Raw genomic sequence first — 16,593 nt, forward strand, 5'->3', positions numbered from 1 at the left:
GGACCTCGGTTATCGACACGAAAAAGCTCCGCCGGATCCAACCGGCGGGGCTTGTATTTTGCGGGCTTTACTAATGCCCGGGCCCGTTGGCCGGGCCTAGTTCTTCGACTTGTCGACCAGCGCGCCCTTCTTGATCCAGGGCATCATGCCGCGCAGCTTTTCGCCGACTTCCTCGATCTGGTGACTGTCGTTGTTGCGGCGCGTGGCCTTGAAGCGGGCCTGGCCGGCCTTGCATTCCTGCATCCACTCCGAGGTGAACTGGCCGGACTGGATCTCCTTGAGGATCTCCTTCATCGCGGCCTTGGACTGGGAGCCGACGACGCGCGGGCCGGACTTGTACTCGCCCCACTCCGCTGTGTTGGAGATGGAGTAGTTCATGTTGGCGATGCCGCCCTCGTAGATCAGGTCGACGATCAGCTTCATCTCGTGCTGGCATTCGAAATAGGCCATTTCCGGCGCGTAGCCGGCTTCCACCAGCGTCTCGAAGCCGGCGCGGATCAGCTCCACGAGGCCGCCGCACAGAACCGCCTGCTCGCCGAAGAGATCGGTCTCGCACTCTTCCTTGAAGGTCGTCTCGATGATGCCGGCGCGGCCGCCGCCGAGGCCCGCCGCATAGGCGAGCGCGATGTCGAGCGCGTTGCCCGACGCATCCTGCGCGACCGCCACCAGGTTCGGCACGCCGCCGCCGCGCACATACTCGGAGCGCACGGTGTGGCCCGGGCCCTTCGGCGCAATCATGATCACGTCGACCGTGGACTTCGGCTCGATCAGGCCGAAATGGACATTGAGGCCGTGGGCGAAGGCGAGGACGGCGCCGTCACGGATGTTGGGGGCGATGTGGTCCTTGTAGATGTCGGCCTGCAGCTCGTCGGGCGTGGCCATCATCATCAGGTCGGCCCAGGCGGCGGCGTCGGCAACGCTCTTGACCGCGAAGCCGTCGGCCTCGGCCTTCTTCGCAGAGGAAGAGCCCTCGCGCAGCGCGATGGCGATTTCCTTCACGCCGGAATCCTTCAGGTTCAGCGCATGGGCGCGTCCCTGGGAACCGTAGCCGATGACCACGACCTTCTTGTCCTTGATGAGGCCGAGATCGGCATCCTGATCGTAATAGACGCGCATAGCTTTTCCTTCCAAACGTTGATCTTGTGCAGTCATTCCGGCCGCCGCGGTGAGGGCGCATCCTCGCCGCGTGCGGCAGTCTCAAGACGTCGAGAGCGCCTCCACCGATCGTTGCGATCCGTAGAGGCGGCAGAACTGATTGACGGCCGCTTCCGCCTGTGCGGCGAAATCGTCCTCGCCGGGCTCCAGCGCATCGCCCAGCAGCAGGCGCAGGTGAACGTCGCGCACCACCAGCCCGTAAAAGGTGGAGTAGGCGGCTGTCGCATCGTCGAATTCGAGATGGCGCTGGCGCCGGCCCGCCGCGAGCAGGGCCCGGCCGCGCGCCGTCACCGAATGCTTGCCGCGCTCCACCAGAAGCCGGCCGAGCGGCGACTCGGGCCGCGAGGCCTGGCCGATGGCGAGCCGGTTGAGAGCAAGCGAAACGTCGCCTGCCAGAACCGACAGAAGCTCATGGGCGAAGGTGACGAGCCGGCGACGGTAGCCTGCCGCATCGAGCGCGCTTTCGCTGGCTCCCAGCGGCCGCACCTTGGAGGCCTGGAAGGTGACCACGGCCTCCAGCAGGCCGTCGCGGTCGCCGAACCACTTGTAGAGGGATTCCTTGGAGCAGTTGGCGGCGCGCGCAAGGCCTGCCGTCGTCAGCCCCTTTTCACCGCCCTCCACCAGCAGCGACAACGCACAGGTCAGCACCGCCGCCTGGCGGGGCGTGAAATCGCTGTCATCTGCAACCGTGCCGGCTGTGCGGGCCATGGCGTTTCCTGCGCATCGAATGGGTCGGCATCTTTCCCGTCGCCCTCGCGGACCGGGACGCGCCCTTGGAACGGTCGGCATTTCCGCTTCAGCTGGAGGGAACCGTACCGTACGGTTCGGAACAATGGCGAACGCGGCGAAGCCTGTCAAGACAGATGTGGACGAGGCGAAGTCTATAAGGCCTGTGAAGGTGGTCATGGAGGTAACGCGCGGCGGCCAGCCTTGCAGTGGGGGAGGGGCGCAGGCTGAAAGTGCAGGCCGGCGCCCGATATGGGTGCGAAAGCCACGTGAATTCTTTTCAAGATATATCTTGACGCTATCGAACTAAGATATATCTTAGTGCTATCGAAACAGAAAGAGAGTGTTCACGATGAATGGACAACGACACATGCACGGGGCCCATGGCGGCGGATGCTGCGGCGGCCATCATGGCCAGGGCGGTCCCCACGGGCACGGAGGCGGCGAATGCTGTCATGAAGGGCCGCATCGCGGCATGCATCGCGGCATGCATCGCGGTTTCGGCGGAGAGTTTGGCGAGGACGGGCCACAGGGCCACGGACGCCGGCATGGCGGGCGCGGGCGCCGGCGGATGTTCGACGGGGGAGAGCTGCGGCTTGTGCTGCTGAAGCTGATCGCCGAGGCGCCACGTCACGGCTACGATCTTATCCGCGCCATCGAGGAGCGGACGGCCGGCGGCTATGCGCCGAGCCCGGGCGTCGTCTATCCGACGCTGACGCTTTTGACCGACATGGGCCTGATCAGCGAGAAGCCGGCGGACGGCGCGCGCAAGCTGTTCGAGGCGACGCCGGAAGGGCTGGCGCAGCTCGACGAGCAGGGCGATGTGATCGAGATGCTTTTCAAGCGGCTCGATGCCTTGTCGGAGATGCAGGAGCGCACCGATGTGGTGCCCGTTCGCAGGGCCATGCAAAACCTGCGGGCCGTGCTTCAGAACCGTCTGCGCGAAGGGCTCGACGAGGACAAGGTTCTCGCCGCAGTCGGCCTGATCGACGAGGCGGCTGGCAAGATCGAACGGCTGTAGGTCCTCCGGTACGTACGTCCTGACCGGAAAACCGGGATGCGAGAGGGGGCGACGTTAGCGGAAACGCGGCGTCGCCCCCGCTTCATTTTGTCTGCTCACGCGCATCATAAGCTTCTCGCGCGGCGACGACGCGATCGTGGTTCGCGAGTGCCCACGAGCCCAGCGCCCGCAGCGGCACCAGCAGTTCACGCCCCAGATCCGTCAACTCGTATTCCACCTTGGGCGGAATGGTCGGATAGACCGTGCGCGTCACGTATCCGTCGCGCTCGAGCCCGCGCAGGGTCACTGTCAGCATCTTTTGCGAAATTCCGTCGATCGTCCGCTTGATCTCCATGAACCGATGCCGTCCGGTCCCCAGCAGCATGACGATGTGGACGCTCCACTTGTCGCCCACCAGCGAGATCACCTCGTTGGCGCGGGTGCATTGTCCGGGCTTGTGCACATGCGAAGGCGAGACGGCGGGGGTGGCGGGGTCCGAAGCGCGGCTTTTCGCCTCTTCCGCTAGGTAGGCCATTGCATCTCCTTTGGAAACTTGAATGGTACCCGGTTTCATCAAGGTGCCTAGGGGACCTTTAGGTGCCATCTTGCGATGCAGCAACCAGTTTCGCATGTAGAGCCGGTTACCAATGTATACGGGGCAATCCTCCATGAAAACCGTAGCCGTGCTCGTGGGCTCGCTCAGAGCCGCGTCGTTGAACCGCAAGTTCGCGGAAATCCTTGCAAAGCTCGCCGATGGCAAGCTCGCCTTCAAGTTCGTCGAGATCGGCGACCTGCCGCTTTACAACGAGGATCTGTGGGAAAACCCGCCGGCCTCCGTCCTGCGGCTGAAGAGCGACATCGAGAGCGCCGATGGCGTTCTGTTCGTCACGCCGGAATACAACCGCACCTATTCGCCGGCGATCGACAACGCCATCCACTGGGGCACGCGTCCCTGGGGCAAGAATTCCTGGACGGGCAAGCCCGCCGCCATCGTCGGCACCTCGCCCGGCGCCATCGGTGCCGCCGTCGGCCAGTCCCAGCTCAAGCAGGTCGCCGTCGTCGTCGGCATGATCCTGATGGGGCAGCCGGAGGTCTATTTCGCCTACAGGGACGAGCTCTTCGACGACGAGGGAAACATCGTCGACGAACAGACCGCCGCCTTCCTGCGAAGCTTCGTCGACAGTTTTGCCGCGTGGATCGACCGGGTCGGCTGAGCGCCGGCGTCTGGACACTGGGATGCGGACCTCCTCGGCCCGCATCCGGCGCCTGTCGCCTCCCGCGACCGGCATGGCGTCGTCTCAAGACAGCGCCGGAATTCGACCGCAGAAGTTCGACCGCAGAAGTTCGACCATTGTTCGAATCCGTACGGTCTGCCCGTACCGCTTCCCATTTCCCATCGTATCCGATACCAGTTTTCGCAGAGCATGCGCGTGATCTGGTCGAGTCGACCACGCTTCCGGGCTGCGTTCGTTTGAAGCTTCCAGAGCGCGGTGTTTTGCTCAGGGCGCGCTTTTGCCCGCCGACAGCGCATTCCGGAGCGTGGTCCGCCCACGTTGCATGGCGGGAAAGGTAACAAAGTACGGCGATGACCGCGATTGACTACGGGCGGCTCTTCAACGACCTGCCGACACCCTACATGGTGCTGGACACCGAGCTGCGCTTTCTGGACATGAACCAGCATTATCTGGACGTGACGCAGCGCACGCGGGCCGATCTGATCGGCCGTTACGTTTTCGACGCCTTTCCCGCGACTGCGGAAGAGATCGCCCCTTTCGAGACCGCCTTGCGGGAGGCGCTGAGCGGCCAGACCTCGGTTCTGGAGCGGCAGATCTTTCCGATTCCCGAACCGGACGCCGAGAACGGCGGCCGGCGCGAGGTCTGCTGGACCTGCCGGCACGTTCCCGCCTACGACGAGAACGGAGAGATCTGCGGCGTCGTGCAGCATGCAGTGGACGTGACGTCCGAGGTCGCCGCCGAGCAGATGCGCGATGCCGTTTCCCATGAGTTCGCGCACCGGATCAAGAACCTGTTGGCGACGATCACCGTCATCGCGCGGCGCACGGCGGCGCAGGCGCGGACGATGGAGGACTTCACCACCGTCTTCGGCCAGCGCATCGACGCCATGGCGCGCACCCACCAGCTGCTCGTCAATGGCGGGTGGGACGGCATGCTGCTGTCAGACCTTCTGGAAGGCGAGCTCACGCCGTTCCGCAACGAGGGTCGTGGCGCCATCACCCTGCGTGGCCCCCGCGTCCTGCTGACCAGCACGCAGGCCCAGGCGCTCGGCATGGCCTTTCATGAGCTCTCCACGAATGCGGCCAAGTATGGTGCCTTCTCCGATCCGGCTGGCCGGCTGGAGGTGCGCTGGACGCTGGAAGCGGGCAAGCTCAAGATCGAGTGGAACGAAGACGGTCTCCACGACGTCCAGGCGCCGGACACGATCGGTTTCGGATCGCGCATCATTGAGGAAGTGATGCCGATGCAGGTGGAAGGTGAGGTCGAACGCGTCTTCAATTCCACAGGGATGCATTGCTCCATCGTGGTGCCGATGGCCTGAGAAGGCGCGACGTCGGGCCCAAAGGCATGCGAATAGCGGACCGGACGAGGCTGCCTGGGGGAGGGCGGCCTCTGGGGGGTACGGGGCGATCGCGGGGCGGATGCGAAAGATTCGAGAAGCATGCGTTGCTGCGACGAAATATTCGCGCTTTTACGCTTGACCGCTCCGACGCGCGCGCTTAGGGTCTGCCGCATCGTGGTCGGGGGTCCGGTCGCGGAAGGGATTCACGCATGACGACTCTCATTCTTGTAAGGAACGCGCACGCTGCCGGGATGGCCTGAGGTCATCCGGAACGGTGTCGTGCGCAACAGGGCCCTCGGGGCCCTTTTTTATTACCCGATCGGCTGTTGCGGAACGGGCGGAGCTTGACGGAACAATGAGGCCCTTCTCGCGGGCCGGTGAGCCGGAAGAAACCGGCGGTAAGGACGAGGACGAGACGATGACACGGGAGATGACAGGCGCCGGGATGGTTCTGCAGGCGCTGAAGGACCACGATGTCGAATATCTGTTCGGATATCCCGGCGGTGCGATCCTCCCCATCTACGACGAGATCTTCCAGCAGGACGAGATCAAGCACGTCCTCGTGCGCCACGAGCAGGGGGCCGGCCACGCGGCGGAGGGCTATGCGCGCTCCACCGGCAAGCCGGGCGTCGTGCTGGTCACATCGGGGCCGGGGGCGACCAACATGGTCACCGCGCTCACCGACGCGATGATGGATTCCATTCCGCTCGTCTGCATCACCGGTCAGGTTCCCGTGTCGCTGATCGGCTCCGACGCCTTCCAGGAATGCGATACCGTCGGCATCACCCGGCCCTGCACCAAGCACAACTGGCTTGTCCGTCGCATCGAAGACCTGCCGCGCATCCTGCACGAGGCCTTCCAGGTGGCGACCACCGGACGTCCGGGGCCCGTCGTCGTCGATATCCCGAAGGACGTGCAGTTCGCCACCGGCGAATACCACGGGCCGAGCCGCGTCGAGCACAAGACCTACCGTCCGCAGATCAAGGGTGACATGGCCTCGATCCGCCATGCGGCGGAACTGCTGGCCTCCGCGCGCCGGCCGATCCTGTTCACGGGCGGCGGCGTCATCAATTCCGGGCCGCAGGCCTGCCAGCTGCTGCGTGAACTGGCGAAGCTCTCCGGCGCCCCCATCACGTCCACACTGATGGGGCTCGGCGCCTATCCGGCTTCCGGCGATGCCTGGCTCGGTATGTTGGGCATGCATGGCACGTATGAAGCCAACATGGCGATGCACGATTGCGACGTCATGGTCGCCATCGGCGTGCGCTTTGACGACCGTATCACCGGGCGTCTGGATGCCTTCTCGCCCAATTCGACCAAGATCCACATCGACATCGATCCCTCGTCGATCAACAAGAACGTGCAGGTGGACCTGCCGATCATCGGCGATGTCGGCCACGTGCTGGAGGATCTGGTGCGGGTCTGGCGCTCGTCGGCGCTGAAGGGCGACGAGAAGGCGCTCAAGGCCTGGTGGAAGCAGATCGACACGTGGCGCGCGCGCGACTCGCTCGCCTACAAGCCCAACAGCGACATCATCATGCCGCAATACGCGATCCAGCGCCTCTACGAGGCGACGAAGGGGCACGACACCTACATCACCACCGAGGTCGGCCAGCACCAGATGTGGGCGGCGCAGTTCTTCGGCTTCGAGGAGCCCAACCGCTGGATGACGTCGGGCGGGCTGGGCACGATGGGCTACGGCCTGCCGGCGGCCATCGGGGTGCAGGTGGCGCACCGCGACAGCCTCGTCATCGATATCGCCGGCGACGCCTCCATCCTGATGAACATCCAGGAGATGTCCACGGCCGTGCAGCACGAGCTGCCGGTCAAGATCTTCATCCTGAACAACCAGTACATGGGCATGGTGCGCCAGTGGCAGCAGCTGCTGCACGGCAACCGACTGTCGCATTCCTACACGGAATCCCTGCCCGACTTCGTCAAGCTGGCGGAGGCCTATGGCGGAGTGGGCATGCAATGCTCCAAACCCGGTGATCTGGACGACGCGATCGCGGAGATGATTTCCGTCAAGCGGCCGGTCGTGTTCGACTGCCGGGTGGCGAACCTCACCAACTGTTTCCCGATGATCCCGTCGGGCAAGGCCCACAACGAGATGCTGCTGCCGGACGAGGCCAATGACGAGGCGGTGGCCAACGCCATTTCCGCCGAAGGCAAGATGCTGGTCTGATCAGGGGGACAGGGACATGAACGCACAGAACCTAAACGCGCCTTCGGCCTATTTCCTTACCAAGGTGAGCGACGACGTGGAAACGCACACGCTATCGGTGATCGTGGACAACGAGCCGGGCGTTCTTGCCCGCGTCATCGGCCTGTTCTCCGGGCGCGGGTACAACATCGACAGCCTGACCGTGTGCGAGATCGAGCACGAGCAGCACCTGTCGCGCATCACCATCGTGACCACCGGCACGCCGATGATCATTACCCAGATCCGTCATCAGCTGGAACGGTTGGTGCCGGTGCACCGGGTGGTGGACCTGACCGTGCAGGCGCACGAGAAGGGGCAGGAAAAGCCGCTGGAGCGCGAGCTTGCGCTGGTCAAGGTGCAGGGGGCGGGCGAGAAGCGGCTGGAAGCGCTGCGTCTGGGCGATGCCTTCCGCGCGAACGTGATCGATGCCACGACCGATCACTTCACCTTCGAGATCACGGGCCGGACCTCCAAGATCGAGCAGTTCATCCAGATCATGCAGCCGCTGGGGCTGGTGGAGGTGTCACGATCGGGGATTGCGGCGGTGCAGCGCGGACCGGAAGGGATCTGAGGGGATCTGGGCGCGCGCGCCGACGGACATCGAATGCTTGCAACCCCTCGCTCCCAATCGGGCGGGGGGCTTTGCGTTTCCGGGCATGTGCGCGGGGCCCATCCTTCGAGACGGGCCTGCGGCCCTCCTCAGGATGGGCCACACAACGTGTCACACGCGTGCCGCTTCAATCTCGCCTGCGACAATCTGCCTCGTGCGTCACCTTGTTCCTCACCCGGCGGAATGCTAGGCCCGTAGGCAGTCGACGGCGCAGGGCCCTTCGCTCCGCCCGCCTGAGCCTGTCCAGACAGTCGAGGGCTGCCCATGAACGAGACATCCACGCACCAGCCCTCCGACGCCAATCGCCCCGCGCCCGACCATCCGGAGCACGAGCGTCCGCGCAAGAGCCATCGCGGCGTGGTGACGGTGGCCATCGCCATGCTGAGCGTCATGGTCGGTCTCGTCATATACTCGCCGACGCTCTACCGGATGTTCTGCGCGGCGACCGGATATGGCGGTGCCGTCAATCGCACCACCACCAAGGAGATCGCCGGCAAGGCGGAAGGCCGTGCGATCAAGGTGCGGTTCGATGCCAATGTCGCGCCGGATCTCGACTGGGACTTCGCACCCGAACAGCGTACGGTTGAAACCCGCATCGGCGAGGCGACGAAGGTCTACTACACCGCGCACAACCGCACCAATCACCCGATCGTCGCGCGCGCCACCTACAACGTCACGCCCTATTACGCCGCACCCTACTTCTTCAAGATCGAGTGCTTCTGTTTCACCGAGGAAAGGCTCGATCCCGGCGAGACGGCCCGCATGCCGCTCGTCTTCTATATCGACGAGCAGCTGGAAAAGGACGAGGACGCGGCAAAGACGAGCGAGGTCACGCTGTCCTATACCTTCTTCAAGAGCACCGACCAGTCGCAGGGCAATCTGGCGGCCGCGCGGGCCTTGAAAAGCGGATCGCAGGCGCTCGACGATGAACTCTCGTCGAGCGGAAAGGCGCAGTTCAGCGTCGATGCCAAGCGCGTCGGGTCGGGAAGCCCCGTCGTTCGCTAGGGCGTCGGGGAAACGACCATTCGTAAAGGGAGGAATTCCGCATGTTTTCGCGTTTGTCGCGCATCGCGGCGCTGGCCGGGCTCGTGGTCGTTCTGTCGGCGGGGCTCGCCGCGGCGCACAGCTACAGGCTCGGGCCGCTCAGGATCGGCCATCTGTGGGCGCCGCCGGCCGCGGCCGGTGCGGGCGTGCCCATCTATGGTGCGATCCTGGACATGGGCGGCGAACCCGTCGTTCTGGACGGTGCGCGCACGCAGATCGGCAAGGACGTCCGTATCCGGCGCGTGGATGACGGCACGCCGACCTTTTCCGACACGTTCACGTTTCAGCCGGGCAAGCCCGTGGCCTTCGCCAAATGGCGGGAACACCTCTTCGTGGAAGGCAACGAGCGGCCGCTTGCCGCCGGCGATCATTTCTCCATGACGCTCGATTTCGCGCATGTCGGCAAGATCGACGTCGACGTGCTCGTCGAAGCGGCGCCAAGCGACTGATCTTCGAGGAATAATCCTCAGGGCACCGCGGCATCGGCATGGTCGCGAGGCCATGACGCGCCGTCGTCGGTGGCCAGGGCCGGGGGCGCAATTCCTCGGTTACGCCCGTTGATCTCGCGCGGCCTTGGCGTATAAGTCTGGGCCCGCGCACCGGGACCGCTTGTCGCATCCCGCGTCGCGACAAAGCCCATTCAGAACGCCCATTCCAAACGAAAGCACGTGCCGTCATGAGCAATGGCCTTTCCCGCCCAAAAAACCAGATTCGCTGGCTGCTGCTTGAGGGTATCTCCCAGTCGGCCGTCTCGGTCCTCAACGAAAACGGCTATCACAACGTCGAGCGGGTGCAGACCGCCTACGACAAGGATGCGCTCAAGGAAGCGCTGAAAGGCACGCAGATCGTCGGCATCCGGTCGCGCTCCCAGCTGACCGACGAGGTCATCGCCTCCACGAATTCGCTGGTTGCCATCGGTTGCTTCTCGGTGGGCACCAACCAGGTGGACCTTTCCGCTGCCAAGAAGCGCGGCATCCCGGTCTTCAACGCGCCGTTCTCCAACACCCGCTCGGTGGCGGAACTGACGATCGCAGAGATCGTCATGCTGATGCGCGGCATCTTCCCGAAGTCCGTTGCTGCCCATGACGGGCGCTGGTTGAAGTCCGCGACGGGTTCGCGCGAGGTGCGTGGCAAGACGCTCGGCATCATCGGCTACGGCAATATCGGCACCCAGCTTGCAACGCTCGCCGAGGCGATGGGGCTGCACGTGATCTACTACGATCAGGTCGACAAGCTCTCGCACGGCAACGTCAAGCCGGCGGAAAGCCTGGACCATCTCCTGTCGGTCTCCGACTTCGTTTCGCTCCACACACCCGATACACCGGAAACGCGCGGCATGATCGGGGCGGCGGAAATCGCGAAGATGAAGAAGGGCTCCTTCCTCATCAACAACGCGCGCGGCAAGCTGGTGGATATCGACGCGCTGGTGGCGGCGCTGAAGAGCGAGCATCTGGCGGGTGCCGCGATCGACGTCTTCCCGAGCGAGCCGAAGTCCAACAACGACGAGTTCCTGAGCCCCTTGCGGGAGTTCGACAACGTCATCCTGACGCCGCATATCGGCGGCTCGACGGAAGAGGCGCAGGAGCGCATCGGCGAGGAAGTGGCGCGCCGGCTCGTGGAATATTCCGATGTCGGGTCCACCATGGGCGCGGTCAACTTCCCGCAGGTGCTGCTGCCCAAGGGCACGGATGCGACCCGCTTCATCCAGGTGCACGACAACACGCCGGGCTCCCTGAAGAAGCTCAACGACCTGTTCGCCTCCAACGACCTCAACATCGTCACCCAGCACCTGCAGACGGACGGCGAGATCGGCTACGTTGTGGTCGACATTGAGGGCCAGGTGGCGAATTCTGTCGAGATCCTGGAAAAGATCCGCGCCATCCCCGGCACGATCCGCGCGCGGCTCCTGAACCGGGTGTAAAGCGCTCTGCTACCGCCGCTGACGAAGCAGGACAGCCCCTCGCCTCCGACCGGATGCGGGGGGCTTTTTCGTTGTGCGTGGTGTTTCCCGCGCCCTCACATCACCCACAGCGCGGTCGCGGGAAAGAACAGCAACAGGGCAAGCACCGCAAGCTGCAGCGCGATAAAGGGCAGCAGCGCGGTGTAGATGTGCTGCAGGGTGATCGAGGGCGGCGCGACGCTCTTCAGATAGAAGGCCGCGGGGCCGAACGGCGGGGTGAGGTAGCTCACCTGCATGTTGACGGCGAAGAGCACTCCGAACCAGACGGGATCGTAGCCGAGCTGCTTCACGATGGGCACGAAGATCGGCAGGGTCAGGAGGGCGATGCCGATCCAGTCGAGGAACATGCCGAGCACGAGCAGGATCGCCATCATGACGAGGACGATGACGACCGGCGCGGCATCGAGCCCGAGGATCGCGGCGGAAACGAACCTGTTGCCGCCCATCAGGTTGTAGACGCCGACGAGCACGGCCGCCGCGATGCCGATCCAGATGATCATGCCGCAGGTTTCCAGCGTGTGGACGAGGCTTTCCTGCAGCATGCGGAAGGACAACTCGCCACGCAGCGCCGAGACGATCAGCACAGAGGAAACGCCGAGGGCCGCCGCCTCGGTGATCGAGGCGATACCGCCGTAGATCGAGCCCAGCACCACGACGACGATGAAGGCGGGGGCGATGAGCGAGATGAGGGCGCTTGTGACCGACTCCTCGGCGTGCTCCTCGGCCGTCATCGGCGGGCCGAGTTCCGGGTTCTTCAGGCATCTCGCCAGCACGTAGGCGACGTAAGCCGCGAGCAACAGCAGCGCCGGGGTGACGGCGGCGACGAAGAGATCGGCGATGGAGACGCTCGCCACAAGGCCATAGATGATCAGCACGATGGAGGGCGGCATCATCGTGCCGAGCGAACCGCCGGCGCAGACGACGCCGATGGAAAGGTTGCGGTCGTAGCCGAGCCTGAGCATCTGCGGCAGGGCGAGGATGCCGAGGAGCACGATCTCGCCGCCGATGACGCCGGACATTGCCGCCATCAGAATGGCGACGATCAACGTCTGCACGGCGACGCCGCCGGGAAGGCGCCCGGCCAGCACCCGCATGCCGTTGAAGAGATCCTTCGCCGTGCCGGAACGGTCGAGCAGCGCCGCCATCAGGATGAACATCGGGATGGCGACCAGCGAATATTCGGTGATGAAGCCGAAGATGCGGGCGGTGACGAGCGGCAGCGCATTGCCGCCGAACCAGCCGAAGGTGAAGACGAGCGCCACGAGCCCGGTGACCCAGGCGAGAGGCTGGCCGGTCAGAAGCAGTGCGAAGATGGCGCCGACGAGCAGGTAGGTGCCGGCCTCGATGCCGAGGGCGTTCAGACCCATGTGCGATGCCCTCCGGACTTAGCTTGATCCATCGCGGCGGATGGCCCTGACCAGATGCAGGACCGTCTGGACGAACATCAGCACCACGCAGGCAAGGATGATGATCTTCAAAAGCGCCGGCGTCGGCGGGTTCCAGGCGGTGCCGGTGCCTTCCAGGTGGATGTCGCCCGTGGGCGTGTGCGTCGCCTTCCAGGCCATGATCGCGCCGGCATAGCCGAGGCCGGCGAAGAAGATCAGCGCGACGATGGCGTTGAAGATGTCGAGGAGACGGCGGCCGCCGGGCGGGACGGCGTCGTAGATCATCCGCACCCGGATGTGCTTGTCACGAGCGAGCGCGATCGGTCCGCCGATCAGGAAGATCGCGGCGATCAGGAAGGTCGTCGTCTCGTGCGCCCAGAAGGTGGGAGCCTTGAAGACGTAGCGGGCGACGACCTCGTAGACGCTGATCGCGAAGGCTAGAAAGATCGCCCAGGCAAAGACCTTGGCCGAGCCGGCGACAAGCCGGTCGAGAGCGGTCGCGCCGGGGGGCGGGCCGGTGTCGTCCGGCGAGGGGGATCGCGCGTCATCCTGCGTCATCGTTGGTCCTTGCGCTGACGGTCGGGAAAAAGGAGGCGGGAAGGGGAGAGGCGGGCGGCGCGCCATTGCCGGAAATTCCCGGCACGCCGCGCCGCCTTCGTCTTCAATGCGCGAAATGGTGCATCACAGCAGGTTTCGGCCTTCCAGGTACTTGATGACGGCATCGTAGTAGCGCTGGGTCATGTCGTTCTTCTTCGCCCAGACCTGCCACTCCTGCTGGGCGATGCGGCGGAACTTGGCGCGTTCCTCCGGTGACCAGTTGATGATCTCGATGTCCTCGTTCTGCTTGGCCTGCTTCACGGCCTCGGCATCGAGCTTTCTCACCGAATAGATGTGGTTGAAGGTGAACTGGTCGACGGAGGCGTTGAGGATCGCCTTGAGGTCATCCGGCAACCCGTCCCAGATTTCCTTGTTCATCGAGATGTCGATCAGCGGCAAGGAGTGGAAGCCGGGATAGAGCGGGTAATGGGCGATGTCGTTCATGCCCTGGGCCTGGTTGGTGGCGAAGACCGTGTAGTCGGCCGCATCGACCACGCCCTTGTCGAGGGCTGTGAAGACCTCCGATCCCGGCAGCACCACCGGCGACGCGCCGGCCTTGGCGAAGATCTCGTAGACCATGCCTTCCGGCGCGCGCAGCTTGATGCCCTTCAGGTCTTCCACGGTGCGGATCGGCTTGGCGGAGACGAAGGCTTCCGGCTCGGTCGCCGCCGCTCCGATGAAATGGACCCCGTAGGGCTCGACCAGTTCCGAATAAAGCTCGTTGCCGCCACCGGACTTCATGAAGCCGAGCAGTTCGAACGGATCCGACCACGCGCCGACGAGATTGCCCATCATGGCGAAGGCCGGGTCCTTGCCGGCGAAATAGCTCGGATCGGTCAGGTGGCCCTGCAGGATGCCCGAGCCAACCGCCTCCAGCGTGTCGGTGTGCGGAACGACTGCGCCGATCGGCAGGACCTCGATCTCGATGCGGCCGCCGGAGAGCGTCTTCACGCTTTCCGCCCACTTCTGCTTGTTGACAAAGCCCGGCTCGCCGGCCGTCTCGGAGGTCTGGAATGTCCAGTTGTAGTCGGCGGCACCGGCCGCGTGCGGAATGGTGAGTGCGGCCGCGCCGAAGATGGCGGCCCCGATGAGTTGCCTGAACATCAGTTGTGTCCTCCCTGATGACTGTTCGCAGGTCAAATCCCTCGATGCGGCGGCGCGTCTTCGCACGCTTACGCAGCGTCAAATTAACCCTGCACATGGAGAGCGGGGAGAATCAACTCCCCATTCGGACAACTCCGAATTCATCAGGGATTGGCGACATGGCCGATGGAAACGCCCTGGGGAGGATGCCGCGCTTCTGGTCGGGCCGCTATCACTCCGCCTGCGCTTTTGCCTCCCGCGGATAGTCGGTCTGAGCGCCGCTCCCCGCCTGACGCAGGTGAAGACGTATGTGGTTCGTCACGCCGCCCAGCAGGAACAGGGCGCTGCCGAGGACGAACTGCCAGGCGATATAGGTCTTGATCGCCTCCGCGTTCACGCCGCCCGGCTGGATCCAGAGATAGGGCACCGAGGCGACGGCGAAGAGCAGGGCGCCTGAGGAGAAGCTGAAGGCCGTCAGGTTCATCATCTGTCGCGCACGCATCTGCACGTCCGGTGTGATCTGGGAAAGGTTGATCGCGCCGCCGATGAAGAACGCCAGACTGCCGATGAGAAATGTGAGGCCTCCGGTCGCCTTACGGTCGATGAGTGCGGTGAAGCAGAGGCTGCCCGAAAGAACGAAAACGGTGGCGACGAGATAGAGCCAGGCGGCTGCGGCCTCCAGCCGTTCGCGCGCCGGACTTGCCCCCTTTTCGGCCAGACGTTGCTGGATTTCGGTGAAGTCCTGGATGGTGACGAGCAGGTAGACCAAAGAGCCGGCCACGAAGATCCAGGCCCCGACGGTCGTCTCCAGGTGAAGACCGGGCACGAAGAAGAGGCTCCCGGCGATGAAGGTCAGACCGCCGACATTGTAGAGAACGGCATTGATCTGTTCCCACCGGTGCTGCGCGTTCCGATCGGCCTTGCCGGCAAAGAGGTTGAGCGCCCGGCGGCGGGCTGTGTAGAGATGAGCCATTGTCGACGGTCCGCTTGAATGGCGCCCCGGTGCTTGCCTTCGCGGCTTGCGTTGCCGGAAGCTTGCGGGTCGCGCTGTCTGGGTCTCGGACCCCGCCCGGGACGCGTCCCGGCGGGCCTTTGCTACCCCAACGACGGCGACGGATGTCGGTTCCGTAGCGAGATCTTCCATTCCGGCATTTCGGGAAAACCCGGTGAGAGGCTTCGCTCGCCGACAGCACCGGCGCATGCGCGAGAGGTGCGTGCCGGGCCGTCAGCCGATTTCGTCGATCACCGTTTCCAACTCGCCGAGGTTCGCGATCTCGCGGAAGCGGGCGGCATCCGGCGTATCGTGATGCTCCAGCGCCCAGGTGAGATCATGCGGAACATGGACGCCCCAGGCGCCGGCCTCAAGCGCTGGAACGACATCCGACTTCAGCGAATTGCCGACCATCATGGCCCGCTCCGCGCCGCTGCCGTGGCGCGCGAACACGGTCCGATAGGTGTCTGGGGTCTTGTCGGAAACGATCTCCACCGCATCGAACATCTCCGCCAGCCCCGATTGCGCGACCTTGCGCTCCTGATCGAACAGGTCGCCCTTGGTGACGAGGACCAGCCGGTAGCGGCCGCATAGCCGCTCGAGCGTCTCGCGCGCATGGGGCAGGGGCTCCGCCGGCTGGCTCAGCATCGCGCGGCCCGCCTCCAGGATCTCGCCGATCACGGTTGCCGGAACGCGTCTGTCCGTCACCTCCAGCGCGGTTTCGATCATCGAGAGGGTGAAGCCCTTGATGCCGAATCCGTAGCGCGAAATGTTGCGCCTCTCGGCCGCCAGCAGCCGTTCGCTCAGATGGCCGGCCTCGGCATACTCGGCCAGCAGCTCCGTGAATCGCTTTTCGGTCAGGCGAAAATACTGTTCGTTGTGCCAGAGCGTGTCGTCCGCATCGAAACCGATTGTGTCGAGAGGACGACCCCGGGACATGTCAGACCTGCCGTGTTACTGGATGATCGGGAAAACGAAAGAGGATGCCGCCATTTTCCGGGCTTTGCAGGGGCAATTCAATGGCCGAACGGCCCATCGCGCGCGCCTTTGTTCAGGAAAGGTTTTCCCCAGCATGCAAAATCATTGACAGCCCGCTTGCACTCCCGGCGCCGCCCCGATATATACCCCCTCGTCGCCGCCGCCCGACAAGGGGCGGACCGCAGCGGCCTTCGGGTGTGTAGCTCAGATGGTAGAGCAGCTGACTCTTAATCAGCGGGTCCAGGGTTCGAGTCCCTGCTCACCCACCATTCCTTCCCTAAAA

16 protein-coding genes and 1 tRNA gene are annotated in these 16,593 nt (G+C 64.5%); 9 read left to right on the plus strand and 8 right to left on the minus strand.

Annotation, left to right across the window (positions count from 1 at the left end; translation table 11 throughout):
* Positions 1-96: 96 nt before the first annotated feature.
* Together ilvC and V2L18_RS01275 are read right to left on the minus strand one after the other, a co-directional pair.
* Positions 97-1,116, minus strand: coding sequence for a ketol-acid reductoisomerase (gene ilvC, locus V2L18_RS01270; RefSeq protein ID WP_336175887.1), 1,020 nt, complete (start codon positions 1,114-1,116; stop codon positions 97-99).
* Positions 1,117-1,197: 81 nt separating this feature from the next.
* Positions 1,198-1,863, minus strand: a complete 666-nt coding sequence (locus V2L18_RS01275) for a TetR/AcrR family transcriptional regulator (RefSeq protein WP_336175888.1) — start codon at positions 1,861-1,863, stop codon at positions 1,198-1,200.
* A gap of 589 nt (positions 1,864-2,452) precedes the next feature.
* On the opposite strand from V2L18_RS01275, the gene V2L18_RS01280 reads away from it, so the two are divergent.
* Positions 2,453-2,902: a PadR family transcriptional regulator gene (locus V2L18_RS01280; protein ID WP_336175889.1), complete on the plus strand. Its 450-nt coding sequence runs from the start codon at positions 2,453-2,455 to the stop codon at positions 2,900-2,902.
* Positions 2,903-2,984: 82 nt separating this feature from the next.
* Here V2L18_RS01280 and V2L18_RS01285 read toward each other — a convergent pair whose 3' ends face one another.
* Positions 2,985-3,416 (minus strand): helix-turn-helix domain-containing protein, encoded by a 432-nt coding sequence (locus V2L18_RS01285; RefSeq protein ID WP_336175891.1) that lies wholly within the window; start codon positions 3,414-3,416, stop codon positions 2,985-2,987.
* Positions 3,417-3,549: 133 nt separating this feature from the next.
* On the opposite strand from V2L18_RS01285, the gene V2L18_RS01290 reads away from it, so the two are divergent.
* From V2L18_RS01290 to serA, 7 genes are all read left to right on the plus strand, one after another.
* The gene (locus V2L18_RS01290) at positions 3,550-4,095 is read left to right on the plus strand and encodes an NAD(P)H-dependent oxidoreductase (RefSeq protein WP_336175893.1); all 546 of its coding nucleotides are present in this window, start codon (positions 3,550-3,552) and stop codon (positions 4,093-4,095) included.
* 371 nt (positions 4,096-4,466) lie between these two features.
* Positions 4,467-5,438: an HWE histidine kinase domain-containing protein gene (locus tag V2L18_RS01295; protein WP_336175895.1), complete on the plus strand. Its 972-nt coding sequence runs from the start codon at positions 4,467-4,469 to the stop codon at positions 5,436-5,438.
* Positions 5,439-5,877: 439 nt separating this feature from the next.
* Positions 5,878-7,644, plus strand: a complete 1,767-nt coding sequence (locus V2L18_RS01300) for an acetolactate synthase 3 large subunit (RefSeq protein WP_336176370.1) — start codon at positions 5,878-5,880, stop codon at positions 7,642-7,644.
* Positions 7,645-7,660: 16 nt separating this feature from the next.
* Complete coding sequence (gene ilvN, locus V2L18_RS01305) at positions 7,661-8,233, plus strand: acetolactate synthase small subunit (protein ID WP_336175897.1); 573 nt, start codon at positions 7,661-7,663, stop codon at positions 8,231-8,233.
* A gap of 303 nt (positions 8,234-8,536) precedes the next feature.
* Positions 8,537-9,277 carry a cytochrome c oxidase assembly protein gene (locus tag V2L18_RS01310; protein ID WP_336175899.1) on the plus strand — a complete coding sequence of 247 codons (741 nt, stop codon included), beginning with the start codon at positions 8,537-8,539 and terminating at the stop codon, positions 9,275-9,277.
* A gap of 41 nt (positions 9,278-9,318) precedes the next feature.
* Positions 9,319-9,765 carry a copper chaperone PCu(A)C gene (locus V2L18_RS01315; protein ID WP_336175901.1) on the plus strand — a complete coding sequence of 149 codons (447 nt, stop codon included), beginning with the start codon at positions 9,319-9,321 and terminating at the stop codon, positions 9,763-9,765.
* A gap of 227 nt (positions 9,766-9,992) precedes the next feature.
* A complete protein-coding gene (gene serA / locus V2L18_RS01320; protein WP_336175903.1) occupies positions 9,993-11,237 on the plus strand; it encodes a phosphoglycerate dehydrogenase in 1,245 nt (414 codons plus the stop codon).
* A gap of 95 nt (positions 11,238-11,332) precedes the next feature.
* Here serA and V2L18_RS01325 read toward each other — a convergent pair whose 3' ends face one another.
* From V2L18_RS01325 to V2L18_RS01345, 5 genes are all read right to left on the minus strand, one after another.
* Positions 11,333-12,643 carry a TRAP transporter large permease subunit gene (locus V2L18_RS01325; protein WP_336175905.1) on the minus strand — a complete coding sequence of 437 codons (1,311 nt, stop codon included), beginning with the start codon at positions 12,641-12,643 and terminating at the stop codon, positions 11,333-11,335.
* 18 nt (positions 12,644-12,661) lie between these two features.
* Complete coding sequence (locus V2L18_RS01330) at positions 12,662-13,219, minus strand: TRAP transporter small permease (protein ID WP_336175907.1); 558 nt, start codon at positions 13,217-13,219, stop codon at positions 12,662-12,664.
* Positions 13,220-13,342: 123 nt separating this feature from the next.
* Positions 13,343-14,362: a TRAP transporter substrate-binding protein gene (locus V2L18_RS01335; protein WP_336175909.1), complete on the minus strand. Its 1,020-nt coding sequence runs from the start codon at positions 14,360-14,362 to the stop codon at positions 13,343-13,345.
* A gap of 211 nt (positions 14,363-14,573) precedes the next feature.
* The gene (locus tag V2L18_RS01340; protein WP_336175911.1) at positions 14,574-15,314 is read right to left on the minus strand and encodes a YrhK family protein; all 741 of its coding nucleotides are present in this window, start codon (positions 15,312-15,314) and stop codon (positions 14,574-14,576) included.
* A 252-nt stretch (positions 15,315-15,566) separates the two neighbouring features.
* Entirely contained in the window at positions 15,567-16,271 is a 705-nt protein-coding gene (locus tag V2L18_RS01345) for an HAD family hydrolase (protein ID WP_336175913.1), read from the minus strand.
* A 232-nt stretch (positions 16,272-16,503) separates the two neighbouring features.
* On the opposite strand from V2L18_RS01345, the gene V2L18_RS01350 reads away from it, so the two are divergent.
* Positions 16,504-16,579 (plus strand) — tRNA-Lys (locus V2L18_RS01350).
* Positions 16,580-16,593: the final 14 nt, after the last annotated feature.

This window comes from Breoghania sp. JC706 (genome assembly GCF_037026715.1).
In the GTDB taxonomy this organism is placed as follows: Bacteria; Pseudomonadota; Alphaproteobacteria; order Rhizobiales; family Stappiaceae; genus Breoghania.

Excerpts from the sequence above, each read along its gene's own strand:
- ilvC (WP_336175887.1), bottom strand. The coding sequence starts at position 1,116 with ATGCGCGTCTATTACGATCAGGATGCCGATCTCGGCCTCATCAAGGAC.
- V2L18_RS01275 (WP_336175888.1), bottom strand. The coding sequence starts at position 1,863 with ATGGCCCGCACAGCCGGCACGGTTGCAGATGACAGCGATTTCACGCCC.
- V2L18_RS01280 (WP_336175889.1), top strand. The coding sequence starts at position 2,453 with ATGTTCGACGGGGGAGAGCTGCGGCTTGTGCTGCTGAAGCTGATCGCC.
- V2L18_RS01285 (WP_336175891.1), bottom strand. The coding sequence starts at position 3,416 with ATGGCCTACCTAGCGGAAGAGGCGAAAAGCCGCGCTTCGGACCCCGCC.
- V2L18_RS01290 (WP_336175893.1), top strand. The coding sequence starts at position 3,550 with ATGAAAACCGTAGCCGTGCTCGTGGGCTCGCTCAGAGCCGCGTCGTTG.
- V2L18_RS01295 (WP_336175895.1), top strand. The coding sequence starts at position 4,467 with ATGACCGCGATTGACTACGGGCGGCTCTTCAACGACCTGCCGACACCC.
- V2L18_RS01300 (WP_336176370.1), top strand. The coding sequence starts at position 5,878 with ATGACACGGGAGATGACAGGCGCCGGGATGGTTCTGCAGGCGCTGAAG.
- ilvN (WP_336175897.1), top strand. The coding sequence starts at position 7,661 with ATGAACGCACAGAACCTAAACGCGCCTTCGGCCTATTTCCTTACCAAG.
- V2L18_RS01310 (WP_336175899.1), top strand. The coding sequence starts at position 8,537 with ATGAACGAGACATCCACGCACCAGCCCTCCGACGCCAATCGCCCCGCG.
- V2L18_RS01315 (WP_336175901.1), top strand. The coding sequence starts at position 9,319 with ATGTTTTCGCGTTTGTCGCGCATCGCGGCGCTGGCCGGGCTCGTGGTC.
- serA (WP_336175903.1), top strand. The coding sequence starts at position 9,993 with ATGAGCAATGGCCTTTCCCGCCCAAAAAACCAGATTCGCTGGCTGCTG.
- V2L18_RS01325 (WP_336175905.1), bottom strand. The coding sequence starts at position 12,643 with ATGGGTCTGAACGCCCTCGGCATCGAGGCCGGCACCTACCTGCTCGTC.
- V2L18_RS01330 (WP_336175907.1), bottom strand. The coding sequence starts at position 13,219 with ATGACGCAGGATGACGCGCGATCCCCCTCGCCGGACGACACCGGCCCG.
- V2L18_RS01335 (WP_336175909.1), bottom strand. The coding sequence starts at position 14,362 with ATGTTCAGGCAACTCATCGGGGCCGCCATCTTCGGCGCGGCCGCACTC.
- V2L18_RS01340 (WP_336175911.1), bottom strand. The coding sequence starts at position 15,314 with ATGGCTCATCTCTACACAGCCCGCCGCCGGGCGCTCAACCTCTTTGCC.
- V2L18_RS01345 (WP_336175913.1), bottom strand. The coding sequence starts at position 16,271 with ATGTCCCGGGGTCGTCCTCTCGACACAATCGGTTTCGATGCGGACGAC.